The sequence below is a fragment of the Spirosoma luteum DSM 19990 genome, assembly GCF_000374065.1.
Lineage (GTDB): Bacteria > Bacteroidota > Bacteroidia > Cytophagales > Spirosomataceae > Spirosoma > Spirosoma luteum.
Map to the genome: position 1 here is coordinate 77,922 of NZ_KB893245.1, position 25,477 is coordinate 103,398.

The window sequence follows — 25,477 nt, forward strand, 5'->3', positions numbered from 1 at the left end:
AATCCCTCCCCTCAATGCTTCTGATTACTTTGTACTTTTGCCTAAAACTGGTAAGTTTTAATGCTCGAAGCACTTAAAGACATCGCATTTAGGTTTCAGATCGACCCAACCGCTACTGTTGGACACGCGGCCCGTATATCCTCTGTTATCAGTGTATTACAGGCTTTTAACCAATCTTATCTGAGTTTCCTAGAAGTTGAATTTTTCAAAAACGAAGCTTTTGAAAAAGCTTACCAGACAAATCCCAAAGTTTTAGATTCACTTAAAGCTGACCTTGAATTGCTGATTGTTGATCTGAAATTCGGTAGCTTTGAAGCAGCCGCAGCCCCCAACCTACTTGATGCAACATTATTTAATGAATCCGTAAACGGTTGGAAAAAGAAGACATTTCAAGACTATAAAGAAGACGTTTTGTATGCCAACTACTTTGATATAGCTTATGTACGTCGAACGGTTGACCGTTTTACGGATGAAGAAAGGTCTAAAATCTACAAACCGCTTTTTGCCGTAGTTGGTCCTGATCGACCTTATCGGGTAAACATTCTTGACAAGCAAGGGAAAACTCGTAAAGTGCTATCTCAGCCTAAAGGATATACAGATTTCTATGTTCCTAAGTTGGAACGTATTTCTCCCCCAGAAGATGAACTCCATACAGTTCAGTTCGTAGCTCAGGTACGTAAAAGCGATGATTATGAAAACTATCCACTTAATAAACGTAACATTAAACAAGTGTTGTTCGCTGAACGGTTAGAACACAATACATATCCATTCAAACCAAAGGTTATTGTGTTTGAGGATACAACCTACATTCTGTCTGAGCCGTTAGTTTGTGAGGTTAATTATGACGATGAAAGCTATATCATCCGTAACGAACGGTTAGACCTTACCGTTTGGGGGGACAGCCGGGATGAAGCCGAAACAGCTTTTTCGTTTGCTTTCGATTCACTATACCAAAACTTTGCTGAGGAGTCGGATGAACTTCTTTCCGACGATGCAAAAAGCCTTAAATCTGATTTGTCTTCGTTAGTAAAGATTAAGAAATGAAGCCCCGAAAAACCAAAGATTTACAGCAAGTCCTGGAAAAGAAAGGCTTTATGCTGAACCCGGCCAAAGATCACCATCAATTCTATTCGTTGTTCATTGACGGTAAAAAGCAGGTTGTTTATACCTACCTCAGTCACGGCGGGAAAGAATACGGCAAAACCCTAATGGGTTCAGTGAAAAAGCAGTTGAAATTTACCGACATCCAAAAGGCCGAAGATTTCTTTGATTGCCCTATGTCGGCAGAAAAATACGTTGAAATGCTACGGGAAGACGGCCATATCAAATAACAGCAAATTCAATCCCGGCTTCCCGCAATTGTAAGCGGGTGTTGCTCAGTAGTTCGTTATCCTGGTTGAATAGTTTATCTAACGTAATAAGACGCTGAGGTTGCCGGGCGGTTAGGGCTTCAATCAGTTCGCGGCTAATGCCCTCTAAAGCCATGTATGTAGTGCCGTTGTTGACCCGGTACACTGGAACCCCGGCCAACTCTTCCCGCTCGACTGGAACCGTAAGTGAATACCCGGCCTTGAGGAGTAATTCAGTAAACAGGGCTTCGGTCTGGTAATCGTCCGTTAGGGGATGCTGAAAAACGCCTAACTGTTCCAGAATATCAGCCGGGTTTGATAGGTCCGAACGCCAAACTTTAAAATGAGTTTGGGTTAACTTATAAGCCCGAAACCCTAACGGCTCCGATTCTTGAAATTGCAGTTGTCCGTTCTTCTTTTGGGTTTGCTTCTCAATTACTTTACGGATTCTTGCCCGGCTTATATCCGCAATGGTTCTATACCCGGCTTTATAGGCTTCGGTATCAGAATCAAGTAGTTCAGGTAGTTGAACATTTATAAAACGTCTATTGCTTTTATTATCTTCATTAAGTTGTTCTACTGCTTGTGCTGTAGAACCTGAACCCGCAAAAAAATCAAGAATTATATCTTTATCATCAGTAGCGTATGCTATAAGAGATTTTACAAGTTCAACAGGTTTAGGATTATTAAATAATTTTTGAGAACCGGTAAAAAGTCTTTTAATGTCGTAAGAGCCTAAACGACCATCCAATACTATAACGCTTCTCAATGTATCTTCAAAATCACTTAGGTATTTCTTTATTTTGATGATTCTGTTCTCATCTTCTCCATAAAGGATAATACCAGCAGCATCCATATCTTCGTAAGTAGTTTTAGGGAATCTATAACCATTGGCTGGTTTCCTCATCGGCCGCTTTGTATAAGGGTGGAAAATGTCAAAATCATAGCCTCCTGGTTTAGGATTATGTACACTTTCCGAACCTGTATAGACTCCGTCTTTGTCTACAAGTTTGTAACGACTTATACTATAAAATACGCTTTCATTATCCGAAATTAACTCACGTATTCTCTTCTCAATCTCCTTTACAGGAAGGTCTTGACTTTTGCATTTAGTATAAAAATCCTCCAATACTGTCTTTGCATCTGAAACGTTACTTTTCCAAGATTCAGGAAGTAAATTCTTCTGTTTAGCATAAACTAATATGTATTCATGCTCAATATTTATTAATGTTGGATTGTTATCTGTTACGTTCTTCCAAATAATTTGACCGACAAAGTTTTCAACTCCGAAGATTTCATCCAACATTATTTTCAAGTTGACTTGTTCATTATCATCAATCGAAACGAAAATTACTCCGTCATTCCGTAGCAAATTCCTGGATAGATATAGGCGTGGGAACATCATTGAAAGCCAAACGCTGTGGAACTGTCCGCTTTCCTTAGTGTTCTTTCTCCATAAATCTTGCTTATTCAAAAAGCCCTCTTCGTCAGTAATACCAGTACGTTTTTTGTAAATGTCCTGACGTTCGCTGTAATCATCGGGGTAAACAAAGCTATCGTTCCCTGTATTATATGGCGGGTCGATATAGATCATTTTTACCTTGCCGTAATAGCTTTTCTGCAGAACGCGTAGGACTTCTAAGTTTTCTCCCTCAATAAAGACGTTTTCCGACGTATCGAAATTGATACTATTAGCTCGGTCAGGTGTAAGCGTAGCAGTCGTTTGTTTTTGTATTTCGCGGTGAGCGTCGTACTTCCCGGCCCACGTCAGGCCGTAGTGTTCCTGAGCTGGCGGGGAAACCTGTTCGCCTAAAATAGTTTTTAGGGCATCGAAATCAATTTTATCTTCTCGGAAAACTTCGGGGAAAAGTTGCCGTAGCTGGCTGAGTTTGTCTTGGGCAATGTTGAGCGAAAGACCGTCCATAAAGAAATTTTAAGGCAAAATGGGCCGCAAGATACACCGTACAAACCTAAATCTTTAGAGAAGAAAGGTAAAAGCCGGGCTGTTTCTACCTGCCATAAGCCGCAATTGGCTTACCCTCAGTCCTATCTAATACCTCTCGAATTGCCGTGATATTGCCCCCAACAGCCTTACAGAGTAATATAACGGCAATAGCGGCAAAAAGGCTGTCTTTTGTTTCTGTAGAAAACGTTTCCTGCTCAACTGTACCGTCTGGGTTAGTCAGATCGACTGTAACGGCTATACTCTGGGCTTTGCCGTATTTCTGTAACAGATCGGATACAGGACGGCGGGGCCGTCCGTTGAAATTTCCTGTCTGTCCTGGCTTGAACTGCGTTGCTTTGTTGCCTGATTCCCCTTTCTCAAATGGCATCGGTATTCCTGTTTTATTCCTGTTAAAAGCGCACTTCCTGACCGTCTGGTAATTTGTAAACTACTACGTTTGCGGTTTGCGGCTTTTGATTATTTAGAGTGGGCTGGTATCGCATATGTAATTGCAGAATCTTCCAAATCGCGTCTAAAGCGTCATACAGTTCTATTTCAGTGTAAACTGTTTCAACCGGTCCTTCCTTCGTGTGCCGTATCGTTCGGCGTTGCTTGACCTTTTTCAATACGTGTAAATTTTCCTGAGCGTCGGGCGTGTTGAGGTCAATACGAACGGATTTGGTCAGCGGGTCCACTACCAAAAAATTAGCAAACGTACCTCTTCCTATAAGACTAAGCCGGTAAGCTGCTTCCTGGGGTGTCATTATCGATTCGGCCAATCGTTGCTCAATAGCGGCCGCAATGTTAAGTTTTGTTAAGTTCTGTCGGCCAATGATACGGGCGTTCGCGTGAGCGTAACCTGCTACCCTGGCTGCTTTGGTTGCATTCAGGCAATCACAAAACACCTCAACAAACTTGCGTTGACGGGCGGTTAAGGGCTGATTAGCTGGTGTCATTTCTGTTATTGTTTACCGTAAGCAGAATCCATAATAGCCCTGTAAGCGGCCGTATTTCCTTTAATGGCTTTTGCTATAATGGCCAATGTTATTAGGTCTTCTATACTCAATGTCATTCGTTCTCCTGTTAGCTGATTGTCAGCCTTAGTTGTTATGCCCAAACACTGACGTACCATTTTGGCCTTACCCCGACTTCCCTTAGGCCGTCCATTGGGATTGCCGCTTTCACCTTTCTGGAAGCGGGTTTCTATCCCGTCTAAATAAATATCGTCTCGCATAGTCTGTAACGAATAGCCTGTTAATAGCCTGTTATTGATTCGATAGCCGGAAAGGTTGGCCGGTTTTGGGATTCACTAAGTCAAGCTGATTTATCAAATCTTGTAAAACCGGGTTACGCTGGTTCATCCGTTGCAAGGTTTGCTCAGTAAGCGTTAGCGGCAAGGGTGTAACGGTTCGGATACTGTTTACACTTACGGCCGGACTGCTAAGGGACTGAACCGGAACAGCCACCGGGTTGTAATCCCAAAACAGTGGATAACCGGAATCAGTCAACGCCCAACCCGCTAATGGGTCACGATTACGAATCAGGTAATCAGCTAAATCATATCCTTTCTTCCGGTCGGCATCGGTAGCCCGTTTCTCCAACACGTCCGAAACTGTAAGCCGCTGACCAACAACGGGCCGTAGTTCCTCAACCTTTTGGCTCCACTTATCAAAACCGTTTAAGTCAGGAAACAGCGTAACAGATCGTCCTGCTACGGGTAGTAGCTTTTCTGTTGATAGATTGCTCAAACTACCACAAGCTAACCAAATGTATTTTGGTAGATAAACCGTTGCAAGAATGGCTGTCTTTTCGCTTTCAACAATGGCCACCGGGCGGTTATCGGGCTGGTTCCTCAACTGATGCAACCCAAACAAACATTGGCTTAACTCAAACTCAGCTAACCGGCCCTGTTTAGTTAAAACACTATGCACCCAATGAATGTGACTGAAAGGCTGTTTAACCCGCTTCAACGTTAGCGAATTATACAGCATAATCTTACCCGTCCTGATATTGCCGCTCTTATCGACCTGCCAAAATACGGTTGCCCCTGGCCAGTGTTTTGACGTACCGATATAGAACCGGCTAATTAGGTCGTTTGTAATCTCGGTATCGAATAATCCGTATAGGCCGTTGATAAATTCGTTTTGGTCGTACTGATTCAGACTTTGCCGGAACAGGCTGAACGGAATATACGACGGTTGCGGAACCGGGCGGGCGGGTTTAGGCGACTGGTAAACCGTTTGGGTTCTCGTGCCTGTTGCATCGTTTACCCATAGTTTGTTATCCTCAAAATATTGGCGGGGCGTGTAGTGGTAGCCGCAATCAGATTCCCGATTACAGCGGCCTACATGGTCCGGTAATAGTTCGCCCGTTTCCGCATCCAGATACCGACTCAGTTGCTTCGGCTTTTCGCAAGCCGGGCAAGTGTAACGGGTATTCATTCCTTTGTAGGGTTGCAGGGTATAGCGGTGCTGGTTCATTGTATGTTTAGAAAGCCCCCGTTTCCATTTGGAAACCGGAAACGGGGAAACCTAACCTCATGCGTTTAGCCATTTCCAAATAGTCCCTTTCCTTTTTGCATCGCCCAATACCTCAGCCGCTATCTCAGCATAGTTTTTACCCTGGCTGTACAATTGCCGGGCCTTTTCTAGCTGTTCAGATTTTGTTGAAAACTTGTTAGTATCCTGGCTTTTCTTTGGCTTAGGTAGCTGATTGTAAAGCCGCAAAACATGGCGTTTCAACATTTCTACAATTTGCAGAGCGTTATCAAAGTCCAAATCTGAACAGATCAATACGTCGGTAATTTCCCCTGTATCAAAGGCTCTGAGCGTGGTAAATAGCATAGTAATACGAAAGGCAATTAGACCCAACCGATTGACGGAACCGTCTAAATCTTCGCTGACAAACTCGCGTATTTCGTCTTTCCAGTGTTGAAATAGTCGAATAAACCGGCCTTCCTGATCGGGCGTTAACTGAATGGTTAGCGGCTCCGCAAGGTTTATCAAGTGGTCGTATATTTCGGCAAGTTGTTCGCCTATCTTCCCAAAATGAGCCGGGTAAGCACTCTTACACGAATCGAATACGTTTTTAAAATTCGGGTTCGGTGTCAGGTTGTAGAACAGGAACCTACTGAATAAACCGTTCTCAGCGGTTGGCATCAGATTTAGTAGTTGGTCGAACGTACTGCTAAGGACAACCGACATTTCTGGATTTTCAATCTCACAGTATTCTTTGCCGGTTCTTCGGTAGTAGGTTATTGATTCGTGGTGAAACGCTTTTCGTAGTCCGTCGCTGTAATTGCCATAATCCTGCTTTACAGAATCGGCCAACGTGTCGCCCTCAGTCTCAAAAATGATTCCTCGGCCCTCATTATTATTAAGTAGTTCAAAGGCTCCAGTCCGGCTGTTATTGGCCGGAATGAAAAGGACCGTTAACGGCGGTTCAGCGGGTTCGGTTGGCTCTTCAACCAGACCTTTTTTATCGGCTTGAAATGCCTTCAGATCTTTCCTGTACCGGGCAAGGTCTGCTTTGTACTCAGTCAGTACTTGCTGATACTGTTCTTTTTTTCGTCGGTGTACAACAGCCCCCAACAAGTACGAAAGGCTTAAAGCTCCTTTGCCGGAGCCATACCGGGCTAAGACATAGCAGTACAGATTAGTACTGTAATACCGGGTATCATAGAAACCTCGGACGTTGGGTAACAAACCACTAACGACGCCCAATGCACCCACCAAGAAAACTTCTTTCTCGATACGGTCAGTAAGGATTGAACAACCATTTTTTAGTGTGTCGGGTAAATTGTTAAAAATAGCCTGGGTAAAGTATTCGGTTTCCGGCGTTTCCGTTTCTGTTTGGAAACTACCTTTCGGCGGAACGTCTGAACCTTCGGGCGGTCGGGGTTCTGCTTCCTGTTGTAAATCTTCAATAGGAATAACCGTTTCGGGCTGGCTGGCTGTCCATGTATTAAAGTCGAACACGGGGCCAATATCGGGGGTACCTTTCAGCGTCGTATATTTGCGCTGTGAAGCATCGTTTGTCATAGCCTTGCTTTGATTAGAGGTTCTTTCAGAAACCGGGCTTGTGGGGATAAGCCCGGTTTTGCTTTAGGTACGGTCGGGTCTAAGCCCGTTGGTACTTTACAGAGTTGATCTCAGTCAAAGCGGCTTCAACATCTTCGGGGCGGTATAGCACACGACGGCCTACCCGATAGCCGCGAATAATTCCGCGTCGGGTGTAATCATCCAGCGTAGGTAGACTAATGTTTAACTTCTTGGCCGTCTTCTGACGGGTAGATAAGTTCTCAGCGTTGACTGCTGAGGTCGGCGGAGTAGACGGGCGGGCCGTAAAGAATTGCTCCAGTTCTTGCCGGAACAGTTGCCGAACTTCGGGAATTGATAGTTGGGTGAAAACAACGTTTTCCATTTGCTCAACGTTTTTTTGTGATTTCGTTGAGACAAATATTTGCTCTTTTTCAGGCTATGGGGGTACTTTACGGAGTACTCTATATTTTGCTTATTGCTTGTTAAGCCTTTCCATTTTAGCCGTTTCTATCTCATTATCAATCATTTTAACGGCTTCGTTTAATTGCGCTTTTTTGAAGCGTAGTTTAACTATTTCCAAGTCCTCTATCAAACCTTTATCCTGTTTGAAGTTAGGAACCTGCTTGAATTTCTGATATAAGTCAGAGTTGTTAACGGTAGTAAGTTCTTTACCAGTCAGCAAGTGAGCAACTTTAGCCGCTTGCGAAACGTCCATGTTCTTTCTTGGTTCGAGTCCGAAGAGTTTGAGCGTATAGTAAATGAGTAAGACCGTCTGAGAGTTGTTCAGACCGCTAAGTATACCGCTACTGTCGGTTGCCTTCGCTTCAGGTTCTACCGGTATAAAGTCAAGTAGTCGGTTAGCTATTGAGTTATGCGCCCGTTCGATAGCTTGTTGATGCGTACATTGGCCCGGCGGATGCTGGCAGTTCTTGATATGCTCAGTTAGTACATATTTTAAACCCTCCGCTATGCGAGATAAGAAAGTGTACGCCTGTTCTTTGCTTAACTCCTTAACCTGATCGTCTATCAGGTTATAGTCACTTTTTGAAGTGTATCCCCTGGAAAGAGTCCGTATGGTTTTCGTAATAATGGGATCGTATGCGGGCGGTAATGGATTGTTCATAATTGAGTTAGGTAAGGTTCCTGTATTACTGAGGTATTTCCTTACCTCTTCTAAATATCTCAGATATTGCACAATTTGGCATTGCTCCAACCGAACCAGGGCGAAAGTTAAGCTACTGAAACCGTTGAAAATATCAAACGGCTTACCTGAAACCAAGTTTCTAAATTCTTCAACGCCTACTCTTTCGTGAGTTGATATTCCTTTAAGGCCTGACACTGCATCTATATTTAAATCAGGCCTTTCATACGTTTGCCTAATTCGCTCAATCTCTCGTGCTAGCACTTCTTGTGGGTAGATAGCGAACCTAAGTTGATTGTTTATTTGTCTTGCCAGATAGTTGTAAGATTTTTTGTAGTATGAGCTGTCCTCATTATAAAAATAGGTTTCGTTCAGATTGTCAACTACGTGAATATTCCATACTTCCTTTTCTTGCCCATTTTTTGGTAACGTTGAAGCCCTAAACTCTTCGGGTGCATCCTCATACGGAACGTAACTATAAGGACCAGAACCTTCACCGAAGTATTTATAGCCATGATACACTCGTTCAACAAAGTTGGGTATCGCGTCAAGTTCTTTTTGCAGAGCGACATATTTTCTTGCTCGGAATTGATTGAAAATCTGTTCTTTTTCGGAGGAGTATCTTTCGCCCTTCTCTCGGCAACCACTACACCCACAGTATATCGAGAATAGTACCTTCCTGTCTGCTTTGGTTACACATAGGTAGTAGTTGCGGAACAAGTTGAAACTCTTATCAAATACCTCAATTTGTTCTTCAAAACTCTGTTTTGATAGTACCTCTTGTTTGAATGACTCAATATCAAAGTCTTTGATCACTTCGGGCCAAAGATTTGATATTTCTTTCGACTCAGTTAGTTCTGTCATATGACTACTAAGCGGCATTAAGGCTTAATTCCTCTCGCTGTTCCCAGTGTGTTTTAAGTAGCTTGGCGTGTTGCTTAGAATCTACTTTAATGTAGCTGAGAAAGGCTCTTTCAGTTCGGTGGCCTGTTATTGCCCGAATCGTGATGGTTGGAACGCCCTGCAAATAAAGATTGGTAGCGAAACTACGCCGTTGAGTGTGGGTACTGACCAATTCCCATTTCTCGAAGACCTCAGAAACCCGCTCATTACCGCGTTTTCGGTTAATGATAACCGGGCTGTTCAATTCTGCGGCCTTAGCGATCTCTTTCAAGTACTCGTTTGCTTTTTGGTTACTAAGCACTCTGGGTAATTGCCCTTTGTACTTTTCAATGATTGATTCAACGACGGGGTGAAGAGGTATGTACACATCATCATAGACCTTCTGAGTACGAATCTTGATATAGCTATTGCCTTCTTCTTTTACAAAGTGTTCAGAACGTAGTTCCGCTAAATCGGAGTACCGTAAACCAACCCAACAACCTACGACGAACATATCACGTACCCTTTCCAGACGTGAGTTTTTGGTTAAGTCGAGTTCATATAGTCGGCTGATCTCTTCTTCGGTTAAATAGATACTGTCCGTATCATCAACTAAGGTTCGGAATGATTTTTTCTTGAAGGTGAGGTTTTGGTGTAGGTCTTTCTCAGCGGCATCATTCAAAACAACCTTTAATGTCTTGATGTATTTACCCACTGAGTTATTAAAGAGACTACAATCAGTAATCAGGTAGTTTGTAAAGTCATGATAGAAGTCTAAATCTATAGTATCAAAATCAACCCGCTTCTTACGGGCTTTCGCATAGTTGTTGAGGTGGTTAAGCGTTGTCTGCTTTACTTTCAGTGTATTCAGCTTCTGTACGCTCCTGTTGGTTTCGATATGCTTGGTGAAGAACCCAAGCAACGAAATAGCTTCGTTTTTCTCTTTTGGAAACAGAATGGATAAGAGCCTTTCCCGTACCTGTTCAACAGTCGGTCGTTTAATCCCACTTTCAACCAGGCTATCAACGGAGTCCTTGCCAGCCCGTTCGATCTCGTCAAACCGGTCGTTGAAAGCTCTGTAATAGGGGAATTGCTTGGTTTCTCTCACTCGCTGGCTATTTGGATTCCAGTAAAGCGGATGAACTTTCTTTTCGGTTGGGTAGACCAACCGTTGATTATGGAAACGAACAATAAGATGTACTTTTGTTTCCTCGTCTGCGTCGGGGTCACGCAGAACAAATGATGTGGTTGCCATACCTATATTGATTTGAGGTATAACAAATATAATATATGTTGACGGATTTGTTGACGGTATTTTCTTACTTACCTTTGTTTTACTTTGCCTACTTTCCTTGTATTTTTTGCGTAACTACCTGATAGATAGTATTAATGAAGATAGATGGTATAAGGAAAGGAAAAAAGGTGTTAGTCCCGTCGGGACTACTAAAATCCCACTTACGCGTTGTAGGCGGGATTTTTTGTGTTTAGAGTACAAGCTGATAACGGGCCGCTTTATCCCACAACCATTATTTGGTTATCTTAATGTATTGAGCCAATCAAACGCTTTTAAGGATGCTAAAAAATAAATTTTGATAAAAATAGTGACCTTGTGGTAACGATATCGTATTCTCGTGCTACATAGTAGAAACGACTGGAGTACCTACTTGACTCAGTTAAAAGAGAAAGTGGTTCTTTCGGTTGTTTTTATCCGTATGCTATAGTACAAACACTGTACAATCTTTACCAAAATTGACTTATACGTTAGATTTAACCAAACGTATTTTCTACCCGTTTGGACAACAGCTATGCAGAAACAATGCCTTAAGAACGAGCTGATTAAATAGGTAACGACTAATACGGAACCTTGCATTTCTAACGCCTGAATTGTTTTTTTTTATATGCACTGGAAATTTTCACAGGTTGGCAAGGTTTTGGCAACTATTAATTTGAAATAATTACGACAACTACAAACGCAATGATTAATCCTGTTTTCAGCCAAACGGAGCTATTAAAAGAGTATGTAAAGACGCTTGCTACATCTAAGTGTGTGTTACCCGGAGTTAGTCCCCGACAATGGGGAAAAGAGTTCAGCAAGTCTGAACTGGATTCTATTTATTCATGCCTGAAGTTTTTAATCAAGACGGCCAATCCCACTGTGGGGCAGGTTTTGGTTGATGATTTTCGTGAAATAGGAAAGCCGAGCATGTATCTGCATTGGTTTGTATTCCGGCACTGGCAGGAAATTATTCAGCTGCTGGTGACACACCCAACCTTGTCCAGTCGGCATCAATTGTCAGTACATTAAGTTATAAGTCGTCATTACGTTGTATCAAAAAAGGATTATTATTTGATTATTTATACTGTTTGGCCCAAGGAATAGAATACAGGAAGCAGCATCACCTTTAGGTGATGTCTAGATCGTTTGCACCCTACAGCTCATCTCTGCTCCATTACTAGCAGAACAGAGATGAGCTGTAGGGTACCCCTTTTTAAGGGTGCAATAGGCAGACCTGCTCTTTTCCTGATAGCAGCTTGCCGAGCTACCTATATGGTTAGCTTTCCGCTTATACCGTTGCGGTTATGATTGAATAGCCCTTCGGTGCGATAGAACCGTAGTTCAACGTGACTTTTCAGGTTCCAACCAGAAGAACAGCAGATTATCCTCCTACGGCAATACTAGCCAAAAAATCAGGAGCGCAAGCAGTTATCCGGCCCGCATTCACCTCCTTCGGCTTCTCATACCTTCTACTTTATTAATGTACGGTTAGCGTTAAAACTGTATCCTCTAATTACACAATCCATTCATCGATTTTTATACATTTGTATTCTTTATATCGTTCTACATAAAAGCATAATCCGCTCTACGCATATGAATAGAAGAGATGCCCTAATGCGGGTAGCCACAATAGCCGGGGCAGGCATGGCATTACCAGGCGTAATGTCGGCCGCGCTAGCCGATAAACTAGAAAACTCCGCTGCCCAGCGAGCCCTAACAGGTAAACCACTTTTCTTTACGGCCGATCAGGATGTTACGGTTGCCGAACTAGCCGATACGATCATTCCCACAACGAATACGCCCGGTGCTAAAGCGGCTAAGGTGAACGAAGTGATTGATATTATCCTGAAAGATTGCTATAAAGAAGAGGATCAGCAACGTTTTCTGAACGGCCTCGTTCAGACGAATAAACTCAGTCAGGATGCTTATGGGAAAGCATTTGTGGCGCTTGATCCGGCACAGCGAATCGAAATTATGAAGAAGCTGGAGGCCGATGATAAGCAGCTCCGATCCCAGATGACAACGGCTAAAGCGGTGGCTAAAGTAGAAAATTCCCAGGCTGACCTACAGATGCCCGATGCCAAAAAACGCTATACGCCTTTCTTCTCTATGTTGAAAGACTTGACGCTAACGGGCTATTTTACGTCCGAAATCGGCGCTACGCAGGCATTGGAATACGTTGCCGTTCCGGGTCGTTATGATGGATGTGTTCCGCTAAAACCCGGCCAAAAAGCGTGGGCCATTTAAAGTTAGTATCAGGAGCGAGGAGTGAGCATACTCCGCCGACAAGAAAGCGGTTACCTGCTCACCCATCGCTCCTCATTCCTTAAAAAACATGAATCTTACTATAGACGCAAAGAAAGATATGACCTACGATGCTATCGTCGTTGGGTCGGGTATTTCGGGTGGCTGGGCCGCTAAGGAACTTACCCAAAAAGGTTTGAGAGTACTAATGCTGGAGCGGGGGCGCGATGTGAAACACATTGAAGGGTATCCCACAGCAACCAATAACCCCTGGGAGTTTCCGCACCGGGGTCGGATTACCACGATGGCGGCCGAAGAGTATTGGGCCAACATGCGTACTGGATATACTGCCAATGAAGAGTGGCGGCATTTCTTTGAGAACGACAAAGAACACCCGTATCTGGAAAAACGAAAAGTTGACTGGATTCGCGGATACCACGTGGGTGGACGCTCATTGATGTGGGGACGGCAAAGCTACCGCTTGAACAAAGAAGATTTTATGGCGAATGCCAAAGAAGGCATTGGTGTCGACTGGCCCATTCGTTACGAAGACCTTGCTCCCTGGTATACGTACGTTGAAACCTTCGCCGGTATTTCGGGCAGCAAGGATGGATTAGATGTGCTGCCTGATGGTAATTATCTGCCACCTATGCAGATGAACTGCCTGGAGAAGGAAGCAAAAAAACGGATTGAGAAGGCATTCCCCGCCCGCACAATCACAATGGGCCGTACGGCTCACCTAACTCAGCCCAAACAAATGCACTACGATCTGGGTCGGGCCGCTTGCCAGTTCAGGAATCAGTGTATGCGAGGCTGTCCATACGGTGCTTATTTCAGCACCCAGTCGGCCACGATGCCAGCGGCTGTTAAAACAGGCCGTTTAACGTTGCGCCCTGACTCAATTGTATCGGAAGTACTGTTCGATGAGAAAAAGAGTAAGGCTACCGGTGTTCGGGTCATTGATCAGAATACCAAAGAGGTTCGGGAGTATTTTGCCAAAATTATCTTCCTGAATGCGTCGGCATTTGCCAGTACCTCTATCCTGATGAATTCCAAGTCAAGCCGGTTCCCCAATGGAATGGGGAATGAATCGGATCAACTGGGTCGTAATATAATGGACCACCACCTGGCTGTTGGTGCTGCCGGAACCTTCGAGGGAATGGATGATCAGTACTATTACGGTCGTCGGGCCAATGGCGTATATGTGCCTCGCTACCGTAACTGGGCAGGCGACAAACGCGACTACGTGCGTGGATTCGGCTATCAGGGCGGTGCTGCCCGTGGCGGCTGGAACCGGGGTAATGGACAGGAAGGATTTGGTGCCGATTTCAAAGAAAGCCTGACTACTCCTGGCCCCTGGACGATGAGTTTGGGTGGATTTGGCGAAATGATTGCCAATCCAGATAACCGGATGACCCTCTCGCCCGACAAAAAGGATAAGTGGGGTTTGCCATTAATTGTGTTCGATGCCGCCTATGGAGAAAACGAACGCAAAATGCGAATCGACATGATGAACGATGCCGCTGAGATGCTCGAAGCAGCTGGATTAAAGAACGTGACGGCTTACAATGATGAGTCGAAACATCCGGGTATTGGTATTCACGAAATGGGAACCGCCCGCATGGGAAAAGACCCCAAAACGTCAGTGTTGAATGCACACAATCAGCTTCATAGTGTTAAGAATGTTTTCAATACAGATGGAGCCGCCATGACGTCGGCCTCCTGCGTGAATCCATCGCTTACATACATGGCCCTTACAGCCAGAGCAGCTGATTTCGCGGTCAAAGAAATGAAGAAAGGTAATCTGTAATAATTGATAATCAGCCTGGAACGGACTGGTAGCTTAGCGTTGCCAGTCCGTTTTTATTTATGAAAAAATAAACACTCTTTACTTAGTTGAGTTATTAAGTAGATTAAACAATTGAAACAAAAACTCAACCATGAAAAAAGTAATGATTATGGGCTGTATGCTGGTAGCTGGCATAGCTCTTAGTGCAAATGCACAGACGACGAATACAACCACGAACACGGGGTCGACGGGTACAACGGGTACGTACTCAAATGGACAGACAGGAGCGGGTACTGGGATGAACACGGGAGTCAATCAACCTGCAACAGGTGCCAACAAAGCAACTGTACCGACGAATACAAACACGTATCAGAATCAGCCACCGGTAGTTAACGGTACCGGAAATACTACCACTGGCACAGGTGCTGGTACAATGAACAATGCAGGTGTCAATGATCCGATGAGAAACACAGGCACTACGGGTACAACGACTAATTCAACATACGGCACAGGAACGGGATCAATGACAAACGGGTCTACAACCCCATCCACAACGGTGAACCCTATGAATACCACAGACCGGGTAAACAATGGCACAACTGGTAATGGAAGCCGTAGGGTAAAAAGCCGGAAATCGGATTCGGGAACGATGAAAAACGATACATCAAATCCCCGTAAAAATTAAACGAATCGTGTAAGGTTAGTGAAGCGGGTCGATAACTTTGTAAGTTATCGACCCGCTTTTTTATGTCAGAAGAGATTCCTCTGGTTGCAATGAGTACGCTGACCGTCCGTAGAAGCGGCTGCCTGGTACTGGATGATATATCATTTCAATTGAACAAAGGCGAATGCTGGATGGTAGTTGGCGCTACGGGTAGTGGCAAAACCACCTTTCTACAGGCCCTGGCTGGCCAGTTTTCCGCCGGGCCCGGTGCCTTATACCGCCGGGTTGCTACCGAGTTTGTTTCGTTCAAAGAAGAATCGAGTCAGTTTTCCTATAGTGGGTATTTCTACCAGCAACGGTACCAGGCCACTATGGCCGATAACCCCGAGGGGACCGACGCCGGGTACAAATCGATTCCCACCCTGCGCGATTTTCTACAATTGACGGATACCCCGGAAAATCAGTCACTCATTGAGCGATTGGGACTGACGCCATTGCTGAATCGTTCATTTCTCAAATTATCAAATGGGCAGACCCGCAAGGCTCGTATTGGAAAAGCACTTTTACGCCATCCCAGTGTACTCTTATTAGACAATCCCTTCGTTGGTCTGGATGCTACTTTCAGGGCTGAGCTGACCACCTGGCTCGGCGAACTAACCAATCAGGGAGTAACACTTGTGCTGGTTAAGGAACCGGATGATATCCCACCTTTTATAACCCATGTTGCAGTACTTGAAAAAGGTCGTATCAAATGGGCAGGAGCTAAAGAACAGTATCAGGCAGCGGCTGTCGGTGAATCCAAAGCCGTGTTGCCTCTGTTGCAAACATCTCCGCAACCAGCCGATTTTCTGGAAGCGTTTTGCCTGCGGAATGTAACCGTACGTTACGGAGACACGGTTATACTTAATGCGGTTAACTGGGTAGTTCGGGCCGGTGAGCGATGGGCGTTGATAGGACCTAATGGGGCTGGGAAATCGGTATTATTGAGTTTACTTTATGGTGACCACCCTCAGGCTTACGCCAATGATGTCAGCGTATTTGATCATCGGCGTGGTAAATCGGGTGAGAGCATTTGGGATGTTAAGCGCAGAATAGGCTTCATTTCGCCCGAATTACACCTTTATTTTCCCCCGTCTTTGTCGGTTCGGCAGGTAGCACTCACTGGCCTGACGGACACGCTCACACCGCCGAACCGCATAACGGCCGAAACGGAAAGCGACTTACATAATTTGCTGGCTTACTTTGGGTTGGCCCAATTCGCAGAGCGATCATTTGGTACATTATCGGCAGGCGAACAGCGATTGATCTTATTTGTCCGGGCTATACTAAAAAATCCCCCTGTATTACTGTTGGATGAACCCTTCCAGGCTATCGACGCTGCCCATGTTCAGCTAGCCCGTAACCTGCTGGATAGTTTTACGGATAAAACCATCCTGTTCGTGACGCATAACCGGCTAGAATTGCCAGACACTATAAGTCAACTGTTTGCCATTCAGGTAGATACATCCATTAGGTAGAGGTTCGTACGCTTTAGTTGAAATTGTACACAGAATAGATGAATCTGACGGTCTACTGCTGCCAGTGACCTGCCATTGTTGGCATGGTTTGTGATGAATGGCGATGCTTTCCTAGGGAAGGACCCATTTCGTTAATTTTTTGCGAAATACAGGAAGATACGTCAATAAAGGAGCCGATAAGTAGATGTTATTCGATAGATAGGGGACTTGGCATGGAATTCGACCTACTGCGCCATAAGCAACCTGTATTAATGAGGAAACAACTACAAGGCAAATTTACTGGCCTGTTTGTGTGGGTATTGATGAGGTTCATGACGGTCACAAACGTAGTTGCTGGTTCTAACTCCGTTTCCGATACGTGCCAGCACCCCGAACCGCCCATAATTACGGGGTCGGCCAGGGCTATTTGCCGCAATGAACTGGTAACCCTAACTGCATCGGGCTGTGCCGGTACGGTTATCTGGTCTAACGGGGATACCGGAAATGTGCTAACGGAAAAACCGCAGCTGACGACAAAATATACGGCTATCTGCCGTGCAAAACAAGGTTGCATCAGCTGCTTTGCCGAAGTATGGAAGGTAACTGTCAGTACACCAGCCGCCCCCCTGGTAACACCTTCTTCAAGACTTGTTTGCCCGTATGAAAACGTTACCCTAACCGCGTCGAACTGCGCCGGCACTGTTCACTGGCTAAGTCCTGACGGAGACGATAAAATCAGTGGACTCATCTGGCAGGGCAGACTCCGGCAAACCACCACGTTTCAGGCTACATGCGAGCAGAACAGCTGTATTAGTAATCCGTCAGTAATTGTATCGATACAAGTCGCTGTACCTGCAACGCCTATAATTGCGGCTGATAAACGTGAACTATGTGTGGGGCAGTCGGTGCAGCTCACCGCGTCGGGGTGCATTGGTTCCGTTTTATGGACGGACGGCGGCAAAGGAGCAGTTCGTATAGTAATGCCTGATCGAACAACAACTTTTCGGGCTATCTGCCAGATGGGTTCCTGCAAGAGTGATTCTTCCGCCCAACTGACCGTTTTAGTCCGGAAAGCGGAATCACAGCCCGGTTTGTTAACCACAGTAACCAATGGTTGCCCCTTTCAAACAGCCGATTTGTCCAGGGCGATTCCTGAAGGCAGTAATGCCCGCTCCTACGCATTCCGGACAGAGCCTTTATTAAACAGTACCATCGTTGAGTCGCCAGGGGCTGTTCTGGCTGGTACGTATTATATTTTTGGCCGGAATCAGGACGGATGTTACACCACGCCTGCATCTGTAAGCGTAACCATTACGCCTTGCCTCAATGCTATCCCACCCTGCCTGAGTAATCCGGCTACGGTTGCTATTACGCTCGATTCGTTCGACTGGTCAAAAGGGGACGTTAGGTTGATTGCACAACTGAGGGGTGCTACCAGTCAACCTGCCTGGCAAAGTGATGGGGGAGGAGTATTTACGAACACCGGGCTACAGGCTCATTACTGGCTATCAGAAACAGACCGGCAGCAGAGGTCAATTACTTTTACGCTATCCGTTCCTGACCCCGATGGCGGTGGCCCCTGTGCCGGTGCTTCGGCGCAACGGATTATTGTGGCGCCATCTCCGGAAATTGTTGGATTGAGCATGAATATTGCAGAGCCTACCTGGGTGGCTGAAGGAACCAGTCATTTTGTTGACCTTACCTATCAGCTAACGGCAGTCAACATGGGTACGCATCAACTAACCAACATAAAAATAGGTGATGATTTAACTGCTGCCTTTTCAGGTACTGGGGCACTAATTAAAACAGTAACCATTCGGTCAGATAACAGTCTAAAGATTAGTGAGACTTACACCGGACGCGGAACCGATACAACCCTTATTGACGGAGGTAACCTGCCAGTTGGAGGTCAGGCGCAGGCCTGGATTACGGTTCGGCTGGATGTGAGTCAGGCCAGCATGCTGACGTTCAGCAACAAAGCTATCATTCAGGCGATAGATGCAACCGGAAGGCTATGCCTCGATCGTTCGACTAGCGGAACAAATGCGGATCCAGACAACAACGGGAATCCTGGTGATAATGACGAACCCACCAGTGTAACCTTACAATCATCACGGCTGGAAGCAAACGAGACCGTTTTTGTTCCGGAGGGATTTTCGCCGAATGGCGATGGTGTAAACGACCTTTTTGTTATTCAGCATGTGCCGGTTGGTGTACGAGTACAACTGGGAATTTATAACCGTTGGGGTAATCTGGTTTATCAGCATGAAGACTATAAAAATGATTGGGATGGGAGGGCAAATCAAGGCATCAGAACGCCTGATACTGGTCAAACCCTACCCGATGGGACATATTATTATCAGGTAAGGCTGAGCGATGGACGGGAATTTGTTCGGTTCCTAACGCTGGCACGATGAAAATTCAGCAATGATTACAGGTCAAATTCGTTTGCCGAATAAGGGGAAACAGTTGGCCGTGTCGGGCAAGAAAGACACACTAATGGGGAAAAATTGGATAACGTCAATTTTATGGGTACTGCTCTGTTTGAGCGGATTTGCTGGCTGGGCGCAAACGGATTCCCTGTTGCAACAAGCCGACCGTTTACTGAATTACAAAGCGTATGGCCGGGCAATAGAAGCGTATTCTCAAATCCTCGGCGAAGAGGGTACTTCATTGACACCTGCTCAAAAAGCGACGGCTCAAAGCCGGATTGCCTACGCCTATCAGCAGGTTGGCGACGGTGTGAAAGCCGAGCGGTACTACCGGGAAGCTATCGCTACCAACCCTGACGAAAATTCACAGCAGGCATTACAATTTGCGAAAATACTGGCAGGTAACGGCAAATTCGATGAAGCAGAAAAACAGTATCAACACTACCTGCAACTGAAAGCCAAACAGCCCACCCGTGAGCCGTTGACTCCGCCCGTTGGCGCTGCCAGGCCGGGCATCCAGAAAGAGGCCACAAGGTATCGACTGGAATACCTGGCCCTAAATACAGCGGCCGAGGAGTTTAGCCCGGCGTATTATCAGGATGGACTTGTATATGTAGCCGGGAAAAAGGGTGGCTCATCCATCGAAACATCGGGCAGTGGGGGTGGCTCGGGTTATCTGGACCTTTTTTACATTCCTAATCGGAATAACCTGAAAGTAGCCAGTATTATCAATGCTGATGGCAGTATCAGTAAACCATCAAACGAACAAAGCAAAACCGCTTACTCCCTGGGACGCGATAATTACAGCCGATCAACTGCCAATGACTCACCAACGGCACCAAATTTTACGGAAGGAGTCAATATTTCTCAGGGATTAGGCTATAGTGCCACCCCCATCAATGTGTCACAGCGATTTAATAAAACGCTTAATACAAAATACCACGAAGGACCGGCTACGTTTTCGCACGACGGTACACAGGTTATTTTTACCCGTAATAATTATAACAATGGGAAGGTCAGTCAGAGTACAGAAGGGGTAAACAAACTCAAACTCTATACAGCTATTCAGGAAAACGGTGAGTGGTCGAATATTGTCGAATTACCCTTCAACAGTGATGAGTACTCGGTTGGGCACCCCGCATTAAACCACACAGATGATTTGCTGTACTTTTCATCGGATATGCCGGGTGGATACGGCGGCACGGATCTATACGTCAGCCGTTTTCAGAATGGGCAATGGAGTCGCCCGGTTAATCTGGGCGGCACAATCAATACGAAGGGAAATGAACTGTTCCCCTTCGTGGATGATGCCGGGAACCTGTATTTCTCGGGAGATGGGGATAAAGGCCTGGGTGGGCTGGATATATTTTTTGCCCGGGTGACGGACGGAGTAACGGTGCAGTCCGTTGAGCACCTCGACGCGCCGATTAACTCACCACAAGACGATTTTGGCCTTATTACCGATGCCAGTCAGCGGAGAGGGTACTTCAGCAGTAACCGGCGTGACGGCAGTGATGATATATACCGGTTTGTGCGGGAGAGTTCGCTTTACGGATGCCGAAACCTGGCTATTCGCATCTATGATACGACTACCGAACAGCCTTTGGACAGTGTTAATGTGCTCATCAAAGCGCGGGGCGATGGTAGCCCGGATCGAACGCTAACCAGTGATCAGAACGGATTTGTGAACATTTGTCTGGAAGGGGATAATTCCTTTACCTTTCAGGCCAGCCGGGACGGGTATATCAATAGTACGGTTGGCTTCACCACGCGTTCTGTTACAGATAACCAGCCTAGTCGGCTTGAGATTGGGTTGATAAAACCTACTGTTGTGGTTGATACGATTGCCGAAACGAGTATGCCGACGGCACTGGTTCATTCTCGTGTGGGGGGGGTAGTGGTGGGCGGAGTCGATCAACGCCCCATTGCTGGCGTGGTTGTCCGGCTCCGGAATGAATGCGATAAAACGCACCAGGAATACGTCACAAAGGCAGACGGCCGGTATGTATTCGACATAATAGAGGGATGCGATTATACGCTGGTAGCCTCAAAAGATGCCTTTGGTACGAATACGAATAAAATTAAGCGGCTCGCGAAAAAAACGACCCCAAAAGAACTCTCGGCAGACTTACGAATGCTCAGCGTGGGCGATGTGGTTACCATCGACAATATCTATTACGACCTCGACCAGTCCAGTCTGCGGTCCGATGCCTCCCGGGAACTGGATAAAGTAGTAGCAACCATGCGTAAATACCCAGGGCTGGTGATCGAAATACGGTCGCATACTGATAGCCGGGGCGATGCAGAACACAACCGGATTTTATCCGCCCAAAGAGCCAGATCGGTTGCCGATTATCTGGTATCGAAAGGCATCAACCGCCGACGTATGGCAACGCTTGGCATGGGTGAATCACAACTAGTCAATAACTGTACCGATGGTGTTATCTGTACGGATGCAGAACACCAGCGTAACCGCCGGACGGAATTTAAAGTCGTGTCGATAAAGTAAGCAGTAAGTATGATGAGTAATTTGTACTTGTTTTTTCTTACTTTCAATCACGCTTACTTTTTCATTTATCTGTTGTGCTCGCTTTCCCTTCCTGCAAAATAAACATTGGTCTGCGTATCATTGAAAAGCGGCCTGATGGCTTTCACAATTTACAATCCTGCTTTTACCCGGTTGCCTGGGGCGATGTACTGGAAGTAATTCCGTCTCGTGAGTTCCGCTTCAGTTGCAGTGGTTTATCCATTCCGGGAAACAGCCAGGGTAACCTTTGCGTCCGGGCGTACGAGTTGTTAAAAGCCGATTTTGAGCTACCACCGGTACAAATTCACTTGCACAAAATTGTCCCTATTGGAGCTGGCCTGGGTGGAGGGTCGGCCGATGCCGCATTCACCCTAAAATTGGTAAACGAACAATTCGAATTAGCCCTGGATAGCGAATCGCTGGAAGATTACGCCAGACAGTTAGGGAGTGACTGCGCTTTTTTCGTTCAGAACCGCCCGCTGTACTGCCTGGAGAAAGGCGATGTATTTTCTTCTGTCCAGGTCGATCTGACAGGCTATTATATACTACTCGTTTACCCTAATCTGGCCATCTCCACTGCCGAAGCCTATGCTGGCGTTCGCCCTCGTGTGCCAGATGTATCGTTATTCGACCAGCTACAAATGCCCATCGATGCGTGGCGGGAAAACATACACAATGATTTTGAAAATAGCCTTTTCCCGACACATCCAGTCCTTCCCCAAATTAAGCAGCAACTCTACGATGCGGGAGCCGTTTATGCCAGTATGAGTGGTTCTGGCTCAACGGTGTACGGAATTTTCAATGCCCCTGTCGTTGTCCCAAACCAATTTGTTAACTACCGCGTTTGGAAAGGTAGACTGTAAAATCGGGATCGAAAGAGCATATATGAGCAACTTCATGACCAAACGGCGGGAGCCGTTCCACTTCATGGTGTGGCTGGGCATTGCCAGCAGTCTGATGCTCTTTACTATGTTGCTGGTCACGTATGTTGTTCGGCGTACCGGATCAGGCTGGACGGATGAGAAACTGCCTTTAGTGTTCTTGATCAGCACGGTTGTTATTATGCTGAGTAGCCTAACACTCCGGAATGCAACGCTAGCCTTCCGGCATGAACGCTTCGAAAATTATCGGACCAATTTAGCCACGACGCTTGGCCTGGGTGTTCTTTTCATGCTCTTACAAAGCTGGGGGTGGCGTCAGATGATTCTGGCCGGTGTAGCAATGAAGGATAACCCGTCGAGTGCGTTTGTTTATATTATATCGGGTATTCACCTGCTCCATATATTGATCGGTATTATTTTTCTGGGCATTGTGCTTGCCGAAGCCCTACGTCGCCGACCTTACGTTGACTCCTTTGTGTACAGCGTGAACCCGCCGAATCGCTTAAAACTTAAGCTAATCAGTCTGTATTGGCACTTCGTTGATATCCTTTGGATTGGTTTATTTCTTTTTCTGCTGGTACATCACGGTATCAACCTGTCTATATCAATGTGACCAGGGAACCTACCTCGTTTTGGAACAGAAAAAATTGATTATTGGGTGAGCAGCAAGTTAAAGAAACTTGTGGATTACCTCGTCCAAGAGTCAACTACGCCCAGAAAGATTGAGCCCCTTAAACGCACTCACCGCTTTATAGCGTTATTTGTGTAAAAAAACCGAAAAATTACGGATCTGAATTTCATGAAAAGAAACATTTTATGGGTTGGCTTATGGATAGCAAGCCTGCCTTTATTTGCTCAAAATTTACCAGTACCACCATCGCCCGGCTCGAAATATGACCCTCTTGCCTTATTTCATCCTTTATTTAACATGCAGCCCGGCAATGACTACCGAACGGGTAGTGGCGCACCTGGTCCCCGGTACTGGCAAAATCGTTCTGATTACCAGATTAACGTGACCCTCGACGAGCAACAGAATACTATTACCGGCGAAGTGATTATTACCTACAAGAACAATTCGCCAGAAGTCTTGCCTTATCTGTGGCTTCAACTGGACCAGAATGCATTTAGCGACACATCGAGAGCGGCAAAAACAACGCCCGTTGCGGGTGGACGATTCGGGAATCTGGGCTTTGCTGGTGGGTTAACCATTGCCAGTGTTCAGGTTGAACAGGATAAAGGTAAGTTTAACGCGATTCCCTTCGAAATAGCGGACACCCGATTGCAGGTGCGCCTGGCTACCCCCGTAAAGCCCGGTGGCGACGTAGTAAAAATTAAAGTAGCCTATTCATTTAAAATTCCGGAATACGGTTCTGACCGTATGGGACAACTCCAGCGGAGAGATGGCATCATCTACGAAATTGCCCAGTGGTATCCACGCATGTGCGTTTACGATGATATTGAAGGCTGGAATGTGTTGCCTTACCTGGGTGCAGGTGAGTTTTACCTGGACTACGGAGACTATGAATACAGTGTCACGGTTCCCTGGAATCATATTGTTGTGGGTTCGGGAGAGTTACTGAATCCCGCAGATGTGCTAACCGCGGACCAGATAAAACGTCTGGAGCAAGCTAACAACAGCGATAAGACGATTATTATACGGGGTAAAGATGAAGTGACCAATGCAGGCACACGTCCGAAAAAATCCGGTACCCTGACCTGGAAATTCCGTTGCCAGAATACCCGCGATGTCGCCTGGGCTTCATCCAAAGGCTTCGTGTGGGATGCCGCCAGAATGAACTTGCCCAGTGGCAAACGAGCACTTGCTCAGTCCGTGTACCCGGCCGAAAGCGCTACGAATGATTCCTGGAACCGCTCGACGGAATACGTGAAAGGAGCTATTGAGTTCTACTCAAAATACCTGTATGAGTACAGCTACCCGGTAGCAACCAATGTAGCCGGTATTGTGGGGGGAATGGAGTACCCAGGTATCATTTTCTGCGACCATAAAGACAAGAAGGATGCACTATGGGGCGTGACTGACCATGAATTTGGCCATAACTGGTTCCCTATGATTGTGGGAAACAACGAGCGCAAGTTCCCGTGGATGGATGAGGGGTTTAACACGTTCATCAACACCTTGTCGACGGCTAACTTCAACAATGGTGAGTACGAACGGTCGCGGGGAACGATGCAGGAAATAGCCCCGGCTCTGTTCTCGCCGGAAGAGCCTATTATGACCATTCCGGATGTGCAGCCGCCCAGAGCATTGGGAATTCTGGCTTATTACAAACCCGGTATGGGCCTTAAACTCCTGCGGGAGGTAATTCTTGGCCCCAAACGTTTCGACTTTGCCTTTAAGAGCTATGTAGATCGCTGGGCGTTTAAACACCCGACCCCTTATGATTTCTTCCGAAGCATAGAAGATGGCGCTGGTGAAGATTTAGGCTGGTTTTGGCGGGGGTATTTCTACGAAACCTGGAAACTGGATCAGGGTATTGGGGGGGTGAAATACGTGGATGGAGCAGCGGACAAAGGTTCGCTTATTACTATCGAAAACCTCGATCGAATGGCAATGCCCGTCACGGTTGAGGTAATGGAAACCAACGGCAGAAAAGCGCGTGTAAATCTGCCGGTCGAAATCTGGCAGCGGGGTGGCTCCTGGACATTCAGGTATAACTCCACTTCGCCCCTGAAAACGGTGGTTATTGATCCCGATCAGAAACTGCCGGACGTAAACAGTAAAAATAACCTGTGGCGGGGTGATGCCCAGTAAAATGTAGTAAGCTGAAAGTGGGGGATTTATGAGTGGCG

General features: G+C 46.0%; 21 protein-coding genes. 12 read left to right on the forward strand and 9 right to left on the reverse strand.

Translation table 11 applies throughout. The features are described from left to right. The first annotated feature begins 60 nt into the window (after positions 1-60). Positions 61-1,044 carry a hypothetical protein gene (locus B156_RS0100345; protein WP_018617605.1) on the forward strand — a complete coding sequence of 328 codons (984 nt, stop codon included), beginning with the start codon at positions 61-63 and terminating at the stop codon, positions 1,042-1,044. Next, positions 1,041-1,331 (forward strand): hypothetical protein, encoded by a 291-nt coding sequence (locus tag B156_RS0100350; protein ID WP_018617606.1) that lies wholly within the window; start codon positions 1,041-1,043, stop codon positions 1,329-1,331. Before B156_RS0100345 ends, B156_RS0100350 begins: the two co-directional genes overlap by 4 nt. Here B156_RS0100350 and B156_RS28675 read toward each other — a convergent pair. From B156_RS28675 to B156_RS0100395, 9 genes are all read right to left on the reverse strand, one after another. Next, the gene (locus tag B156_RS28675; protein WP_018617607.1) at positions 1,324-3,273 is read right to left on the reverse strand and encodes a site-specific DNA-methyltransferase; all 1,950 of its coding nucleotides are present in this window, start codon (positions 3,271-3,273) and stop codon (positions 1,324-1,326) included. The genes B156_RS0100350 and B156_RS28675 overlap by 8 nt on opposite strands. A gap of 85 nt (positions 3,274-3,358) precedes the next feature. Further along, complete coding sequence (locus tag B156_RS0100360; RefSeq protein WP_018617608.1) at positions 3,359-3,682, reverse strand: DUF5681 domain-containing protein; 324 nt, start codon at positions 3,680-3,682, stop codon at positions 3,359-3,361. Positions 3,683-3,704: 22 nt separating this feature from the next. Beyond that, positions 3,705-4,250, reverse strand: a complete 546-nt coding sequence (locus tag B156_RS30180; protein ID WP_018617609.1) for a terminase small subunit — start codon at positions 4,248-4,250, stop codon at positions 3,705-3,707. A 5-nt stretch (positions 4,251-4,255) separates the two neighbouring features. Then, the gene (locus B156_RS0100370) at positions 4,256-4,528 is read right to left on the reverse strand and encodes a DUF5681 domain-containing protein (protein ID WP_018617610.1); all 273 of its coding nucleotides are present in this window, start codon (positions 4,526-4,528) and stop codon (positions 4,256-4,258) included. Positions 4,529-4,559: 31 nt separating this feature from the next. Further along, positions 4,560-5,774, reverse strand: coding sequence for a DUF6371 domain-containing protein (locus B156_RS0100375; protein WP_018617612.1), 1,215 nt, complete (start codon positions 5,772-5,774; stop codon positions 4,560-4,562). Positions 5,775-5,831: 57 nt separating this feature from the next. Then, positions 5,832-7,334: a DUF3987 domain-containing protein gene (locus B156_RS0100380; protein ID WP_018617614.1), complete on the reverse strand. Its 1,503-nt coding sequence runs from the start codon at positions 7,332-7,334 to the stop codon at positions 5,832-5,834. A 79-nt stretch (positions 7,335-7,413) separates the two neighbouring features. Further along, positions 7,414-7,716 carry a helix-turn-helix domain-containing protein gene (locus B156_RS0100385; RefSeq protein WP_018617615.1) on the reverse strand — a complete coding sequence of 101 codons (303 nt, stop codon included), beginning with the start codon at positions 7,714-7,716 and terminating at the stop codon, positions 7,414-7,416. Between the two features lie 90 nt (positions 7,717-7,806). Next, positions 7,807-9,339 (reverse strand): hypothetical protein, encoded by a 1,533-nt coding sequence (locus B156_RS0100390; protein ID WP_157626880.1) that lies wholly within the window; start codon positions 9,337-9,339, stop codon positions 7,807-7,809. 7 nt (positions 9,340-9,346) lie between these two features. Continuing rightward, positions 9,347-10,612, reverse strand: a complete 1,266-nt coding sequence (locus B156_RS0100395; protein WP_018617617.1) for a site-specific integrase — start codon at positions 10,610-10,612, stop codon at positions 9,347-9,349. A 720-nt stretch (positions 10,613-11,332) separates the two neighbouring features. Here B156_RS0100395 and B156_RS0100400 point away from each other — a divergent pair. The 10 genes from B156_RS0100400 (at position 11,333) to B156_RS0100445 (ending at position 25,439) form a co-directional block, all read left to right on the forward strand. Beyond that, positions 11,333-11,662, forward strand: coding sequence for a hypothetical protein (locus B156_RS0100400; protein WP_018617618.1), 330 nt, complete (start codon positions 11,333-11,335; stop codon positions 11,660-11,662). 585 nt (positions 11,663-12,247) lie between these two features. Then, on the forward strand, positions 12,248-12,880 hold the full coding sequence (locus tag B156_RS0100405) for a gluconate 2-dehydrogenase subunit 3 family protein (RefSeq protein WP_018617619.1): 633 nt from the start codon (positions 12,248-12,250) through the stop codon (positions 12,878-12,880). Positions 12,881-12,968: 88 nt separating this feature from the next. After that, positions 12,969-14,687, forward strand: a complete 1,719-nt coding sequence (locus tag B156_RS0100410) for a GMC oxidoreductase (protein WP_026260493.1) — start codon at positions 12,969-12,971, stop codon at positions 14,685-14,687. Between the two features lie 130 nt (positions 14,688-14,817). Further along, entirely contained in the window at positions 14,818-15,351 is a 534-nt protein-coding gene (locus B156_RS0100415) for a hypothetical protein (protein ID WP_018617623.1), read from the forward strand. A 62-nt stretch (positions 15,352-15,413) separates the two neighbouring features. Next, positions 15,414-16,847, forward strand: coding sequence for an ATP-binding cassette domain-containing protein (locus B156_RS0100420; protein ID WP_018617625.1), 1,434 nt, complete (start codon positions 15,414-15,416; stop codon positions 16,845-16,847). A gap of 251 nt (positions 16,848-17,098) precedes the next feature. Next, positions 17,099-19,243 carry a T9SS type B sorting domain-containing protein gene (locus tag B156_RS0100425; protein WP_018617626.1) on the forward strand — a complete coding sequence of 715 codons (2,145 nt, stop codon included), beginning with the start codon at positions 17,099-17,101 and terminating at the stop codon, positions 19,241-19,243. Between the two features lie 82 nt (positions 19,244-19,325). Continuing rightward, positions 19,326-21,767: an OmpA family protein gene (locus tag B156_RS0100430; protein ID WP_026260494.1), complete on the forward strand. Its 2,442-nt coding sequence runs from the start codon at positions 19,326-19,328 to the stop codon at positions 21,765-21,767. A gap of 74 nt (positions 21,768-21,841) precedes the next feature. Further along, positions 21,842-22,648, forward strand: coding sequence for a 4-(cytidine 5'-diphospho)-2-C-methyl-D-erythritol kinase (ispE, locus tag B156_RS0100435; protein WP_018617628.1), 807 nt, complete (start codon positions 21,842-21,844; stop codon positions 22,646-22,648). A gap of 22 nt (positions 22,649-22,670) precedes the next feature. Beyond that, on the forward strand, positions 22,671-23,279 hold the full coding sequence (locus B156_RS0100440) for a cytochrome c oxidase subunit 3 (RefSeq protein WP_018617629.1): 609 nt from the start codon (positions 22,671-22,673) through the stop codon (positions 23,277-23,279). Positions 23,280-23,594: 315 nt separating this feature from the next. Then, complete coding sequence (locus B156_RS0100445; protein ID WP_018617630.1) at positions 23,595-25,439, forward strand: M1 family aminopeptidase; 1,845 nt, start codon at positions 23,595-23,597, stop codon at positions 25,437-25,439. Positions 25,440-25,477: the final 38 nt, after the last annotated feature.

Coding starts and splice junctions, on each gene's coding strand:
- B156_RS0100345 (WP_018617605.1), top strand. CDS start 61: ATGCTCGAAGCACTTAAAGACATCGCATTTAGGTTTCAGATCGACCCA.
- B156_RS0100350 (WP_018617606.1), top strand. CDS start 1,041: ATGAAGCCCCGAAAAACCAAAGATTTACAGCAAGTCCTGGAAAAGAAA.
- B156_RS28675 (WP_018617607.1), bottom strand. CDS start 3,273: ATGGACGGTCTTTCGCTCAACATTGCCCAAGACAAACTCAGCCAGCTA.
- B156_RS0100360 (WP_018617608.1), bottom strand. CDS start 3,682: ATGCCATTTGAGAAAGGGGAATCAGGCAACAAAGCAACGCAGTTCAAG.
- B156_RS30180 (WP_018617609.1), bottom strand. CDS start 4,250: ATGACACCAGCTAATCAGCCCTTAACCGCCCGTCAACGCAAGTTTGTT.
- B156_RS0100370 (WP_018617610.1), bottom strand. CDS start 4,528: ATGCGAGACGATATTTATTTAGACGGGATAGAAACCCGCTTCCAGAAA.
- B156_RS0100375 (WP_018617612.1), bottom strand. CDS start 5,774: ATGAACCAGCACCGCTATACCCTGCAACCCTACAAAGGAATGAATACC.
- B156_RS0100380 (WP_018617614.1), bottom strand. CDS start 7,334: ATGACAAACGATGCTTCACAGCGCAAATATACGACGCTGAAAGGTACC.
- B156_RS0100385 (WP_018617615.1), bottom strand. CDS start 7,716: ATGGAAAACGTTGTTTTCACCCAACTATCAATTCCCGAAGTTCGGCAA.
- B156_RS0100390 (WP_157626880.1), bottom strand. CDS start 9,339: ATGACAGAACTAACTGAGTCGAAAGAAATATCAAATCTTTGGCCCGAA.
- B156_RS0100395 (WP_018617617.1), bottom strand. CDS start 10,612: ATGGCAACCACATCATTTGTTCTGCGTGACCCCGACGCAGACGAGGAA.
- B156_RS0100400 (WP_018617618.1), top strand. CDS start 11,333: ATGATTAATCCTGTTTTCAGCCAAACGGAGCTATTAAAAGAGTATGTA.
- B156_RS0100405 (WP_018617619.1), top strand. CDS start 12,248: ATGCGGGTAGCCACAATAGCCGGGGCAGGCATGGCATTACCAGGCGTA.
- B156_RS0100410 (WP_026260493.1), top strand. CDS start 12,969: ATGAATCTTACTATAGACGCAAAGAAAGATATGACCTACGATGCTATC.
- B156_RS0100415 (WP_018617623.1), top strand. CDS start 14,818: ATGAAAAAAGTAATGATTATGGGCTGTATGCTGGTAGCTGGCATAGCT.
- B156_RS0100420 (WP_018617625.1), top strand. CDS start 15,414: ATGTCAGAAGAGATTCCTCTGGTTGCAATGAGTACGCTGACCGTCCGT.
- B156_RS0100425 (WP_018617626.1), top strand. CDS start 17,099: ATGAGGAAACAACTACAAGGCAAATTTACTGGCCTGTTTGTGTGGGTA.
- B156_RS0100430 (WP_026260494.1), top strand. CDS start 19,326: ATGGGGAAAAATTGGATAACGTCAATTTTATGGGTACTGCTCTGTTTG.
- B156_RS0100440 (WP_018617629.1), top strand. CDS start 22,671: ATGAGCAACTTCATGACCAAACGGCGGGAGCCGTTCCACTTCATGGTG.
- B156_RS0100445 (WP_018617630.1), top strand. CDS start 23,595: ATGCAGCCCGGCAATGACTACCGAACGGGTAGTGGCGCACCTGGTCCC.